Genomic DNA, 4119 nt, shown 5'->3' on the forward strand with positions numbered 1-4119 from the left:
GATCAAAAAAACGGCCATGGAACAGGGAATGCTCCCCATCCGCCGGAACGGCCTCGAGCGCGTCAAGGCTGGGGTCACCTCCCTCGACGAGCTGAACCGGGTGACGGTCAAAGAATGGGTCTGAGTGACTGGCTGCTGCCCGCGCGCCTGCCCAGGCAGGTCGTTTATGCCGGCGACCGCCACGGCGAGATTGTCACCTTGGCCGGGCGCAGGATCGTGCAGCGCCAGCGCGTCGATATCCCCCTGGCCGACCCTGGCGGCGCCGACGGCTGGGCGGAGATAGTTGCCCGGCTGCTGCCCGTCGACACCGGCATCATATTGAATTCCGAGCCGTTCATCTTCAATTTTTTCGAATTCGACAAGCTGCCCTGGTCGCGCCAGCTGCTGCGTGAGCTGGTCGAATGGAAGCTGCAGAAGATTTTCCCCGAGGAGATCGCCGCCTACGACCACCGTTTTTTCCGCTTGAACAAAAAGAGGATTTTTTCCATCCTGGTGAAAAAATCGCTCCTGGCTGACATCGAAGCCAGGTTCGGGGAAAGGAGCATCCCGTTGATCTTCATCGGCAATTCGGCGCTGGAAATATTCAACCGGCTGACCGAGCGCAAGCCGGTGCCCGATTTTTTCGTCGAGGTCGACGTGTCCAGCTGCTGTCTGGTCTTTCAGGACCGCGGCGCCCCCGTTTACGTCAGAAAATTCAAGGGTGGCTCCCACTCGGGAGACCTGGCGGCGGAGATCGTCAAAACCGTGCAATTCGTCAGGAGCAACGGCGGCCGCGACCCGCGCCGCTTCGAGCTCATCGATCACCGGCAAGGGGTTGTTGCCGGCGAACTCATCGGCGAGCTGGCCCAGGAAGGCCTCTCCTGCCCGGACGCCGCCCGGGCCATGCCGGCTCCCTATATCCCGGGTTGCCTATGAAAAAGATCCACTACAACCTGGCCGAAGCCCGCAAGATCGATGCCCGGGCCTTCACCCTGATCCTGGCCGGCATCGGCCTGGTGGTGCTGCTGCTGAACGCCGTCACCGTGTTCAACCTGGCGCGCCAGCAAAGGCAGAACCGCGCCGAAAACAGCGAGATCCGCTCGGCCAGCCTGCGCCTGGAACGCCTGCAGCACGAGACGCAGCGGCAGCGGGGGGAAATCGATGCCCTGAAAAAAACCTGGGGACGGAAACTGGCTTCGGCCAACTTCCTGATCGGGCGCAAGTCCTTTTCCTTCGTCGCGCGCCTGAACTTCCTGGAAAAGGCCTGCAGCGCCGGCATGCGCGTCCACCAGCTCAACCTGGCCAACGAGGCGGCGGGCCGGATGCTCATGACCGTCAGCGCCCTGGCCCAGAACGAGCTGCTGGGTTTTTACAAAAAGTTGCTGCCCTACGGGCTGGTCATCGCCAGCGAGAATCAAATGACGGAATATTATCAGGCCAACCTGAGCATCCGCATCCAAGATGAAAAAAAGTAAGCTTGCCCTGACGGCCATGCTGGCGCTGCTCTGCGTGAGCGCCGCCGGGTGCCTATTTTCGCTGGTTTACGGCCGATGGCAGGACGTCTCGCGCCGTAATCACCTGCGAACTTTTCGCGACCTCGCCGGCCAGGAAAAGGCGGCGCAGGCCCTGGATGCGGAATATCGCGAGTGGAGCGACCTGCCGCAGGCCCTGCAAAAATTCCGCCAGGACAATATCCTGAGCCTGGACGAGTTCGCCGCTTTCCGCCGCGACCTGGATGCCAGCCTGGCCGCCAACGGACTGCAGCCGCCGCGCATCGACTTCGCTTTCGGCAGCGGCAGCGAGGGATTCAGGAAAGTCACCGCCAAGTTTTCCCTGAGCGGCAGTTATCGCAGCCTGAAAAAATTCATTTACGACATGGAGACAAAACCCAAAATGCACTTTTTCAGCAGCCTGCAGCTGAGCGTTGCCGCCGACCTGGTCAAGGGCGGCTTCACCCTGGAGGTGTACCTTGGCGAATAGGGTCGTCCAGGCGCTGCTGCTGCTCATGCTGTGGCCGGCGCCGGCCCGGGGCGAGTTGCTTAAGCTGAGCCTGCTCAAGCAAATCGCCCCTCCCTTCTCGCTGAGACGGGACATTTTCCTCGGCGCCACGGCCCTGGCCGATTCCCGGCCGGGCCAGCCGCCAGCACAAAACGCGGCCCAGACGGAAGCCGCGCGCCGGACCATCGCCGAGGAGATATACCAGTCGGTCAGTTACGAGGGCTTCGTCAGCAAGAACGGCAGGAGCTCGGCACTGCTGAACATCAGCGGTGAATTTTTCATGGTCAACGAGGGGGACGTGGTCCTGCAGAAGATCACGATCCTGAAGATCGGCAGGGAGACGGTGACCATTGAATATGATAACCTTCCCTACGACATCAAGTTAAAAGGAGACGGCAATGACTAAAATCGATAAATGGCACCATCCGGCATGGGTGTTGCTTGCGGTTTTCTCCTGGTTCAGCTGCATGACCTATACGTCCGGCCTGCGCCAGGCCAGGGAATATTTCAAGGTGGGCGACTACGACAAGGCCTGTGAGATCCTGCAAAAAGCCGCGGCTGAAAGCCCCAAGAGCGATGAGGTCAAGACCATGCTCTTCCGGGCCAAACTGAACAGTTATTATGCCCATCTCTTCCGCGCCCGGCAAAAAAGCAAGGACAACGACCGCCCCGCCGCCGTCCGCGAATACCAGAAAGCCCTGGCCGTCTTTCCCGGCAACACCCAGCTGCAGGAGGAATTCGCCGCCTTTGAAAATCCCCGGGAAAACGCCAAGGCGGAGGTCCCGAAGCCGTCCGTGGTCCCCCCGGTGCAGCTGAATATCAAGAAGGACGAAAGGGTCAGCCTGAGCCTGAAGAATACGCCGATCACCAACATCTTTAAAAGCCTGGGCAAGACCTACAACATCAATTTCATCTTCGACAAGGACTTCCGCGATTTCCTGCACAGCCTGGAGATCGAAAACACCACCTTTTACGAAGTGCTGAAAGTCCTGTGCATGGTCTCCGGCTCGCAGTACCGGGTGCTCGACGCCAATACCGTCATCGTCTATCCCGACATCTTCGCCAAGAAAAAAGCCTTCGACCTGCGCGGCATCAAGACCTTTTACCTGTCCAACATCAAGGCCGAGGACGCGCGCAAGATGATCCAGATCGTCTTCCGCGACGAGCAGATCATCATCCAGGAGGAGGCCAACCTCAATGCCGTGGTCATCCGCGCCGATTACAACACCCTGGCCGAGATCGAACGCTTCCTGACCCGCATCGATAAGGAAAGGAACGAGGTGGAGCTCAACGTGGAGATCATGGAGGTCAACCGCGGCGTCATCAGCAAGCTCGGGGCCGATTTCAGCAACGGCGTGTTCGCCATCGGCGGCGGCACGGTCGGGGACAGCGGCGAGATCTCCAAAACCATGAACTTCAAGGACCTGGGCAGCACCAATTTTTTTCTGACCATTCCCAGCGTGGCCATGAATTTCCTGGAGGCGGACGCCAACAACAAGATCATCGCCAAGCCCAACCTGCGCGGCATTGACGGCGAGGAGATGACCTTCATGGTCGGCGACGAGGTGCCGGTCCCTGAGACCCAGTTCCAGGCCATCGCCGCCGGTGGCATCAACTCCTCGCCGGTGACGACCTACCGCTATCGCAACGTCGGCGTCGAGATCAAGATCACCCCGTTCATCCACCAGAACAACGAGGTCACCCTGAAGACCAAGCTGACCATCAACTTCATTTCCAGCGGCGCCAACTCCTCGTTCCCGACCTTCGGCAAGCGCGAGATCGAGAACAAGATCCGCCTGAAGGAGGGGGAGACCAACATCATCGGCGGCTTGATCCGCGACGACATACGCGGCTCCATCAGCGGTGTCCCGTTCCTGGACAAGATCCCGCTGCTGGGCAAGCTGTTCGGCAACTCGGAGAAGACCATCAGCCAGACCGACCTGATCTTTTCCATCACCCCCAAGATCATCCGCAAGACCCCAATCAGCACCGCCGACATCGAGACCATCTGGAGCGGCAGCGAATGGGTCGGCGGCAGCACGGTTCCGCTGGAGCTGAAAGAGGAAGAAGGGAAACCGCTTCAGCCCAGAACCCAGCTGGGCAGCAATTGCCTGGCCATCGACCCGGAGCAGGCCAGCGTTT

5 protein-coding genes are annotated in these 4119 nt (G+C 60.0%); all 5 read left to right on the forward strand.

Translation table 11 applies throughout. The features are described 5' to 3' along the window. Positions 1-114 precede the first annotated feature (114 nt). Positions 115-915 carry a hypothetical protein gene (locus tag NTW95_14505; protein ID MCX6558619.1) on the forward strand — a complete coding sequence of 267 codons (801 nt, stop codon included), beginning with the start codon at positions 115-117 and terminating at the stop codon, positions 913-915. Next, positions 912-1454: a hypothetical protein gene (locus NTW95_14510; GenBank protein ID MCX6558620.1), complete on the forward strand. Its 543-nt coding sequence runs from the start codon at positions 912-914 to the stop codon at positions 1452-1454. The genes NTW95_14505 and NTW95_14510 overlap by 4 nt, the downstream gene beginning before the upstream one ends. Further along, positions 1441-1959: a hypothetical protein gene (locus NTW95_14515; GenBank protein MCX6558621.1), complete on the forward strand. Its 519-nt coding sequence runs from the start codon at positions 1441-1443 to the stop codon at positions 1957-1959. The genes NTW95_14510 and NTW95_14515 overlap by 14 nt, the downstream gene beginning before the upstream one ends. Continuing rightward, on the forward strand, positions 1949-2383 hold the full coding sequence (locus tag NTW95_14520; GenBank protein MCX6558622.1) for a hypothetical protein: 435 nt from the start codon (positions 1949-1951) through the stop codon (positions 2381-2383). The genes NTW95_14515 and NTW95_14520 overlap by 11 nt, the downstream gene beginning before the upstream one ends. Beyond that, positions 2376-4119: DUF4974 domain-containing protein (locus tag NTW95_14525; protein ID MCX6558623.1), on the forward strand; the 1744-nt coding region annotated here is incomplete at its 3' end. The genes NTW95_14520 and NTW95_14525, both read left to right, overlap by 8 nt.

The sequence above is a fragment of the Candidatus Aminicenantes bacterium genome (assembly GCA_026393795.1).
Classification (GTDB): Bacteria; Acidobacteriota; Aminicenantia; order UBA2199; family UBA2199; genus UBA2199.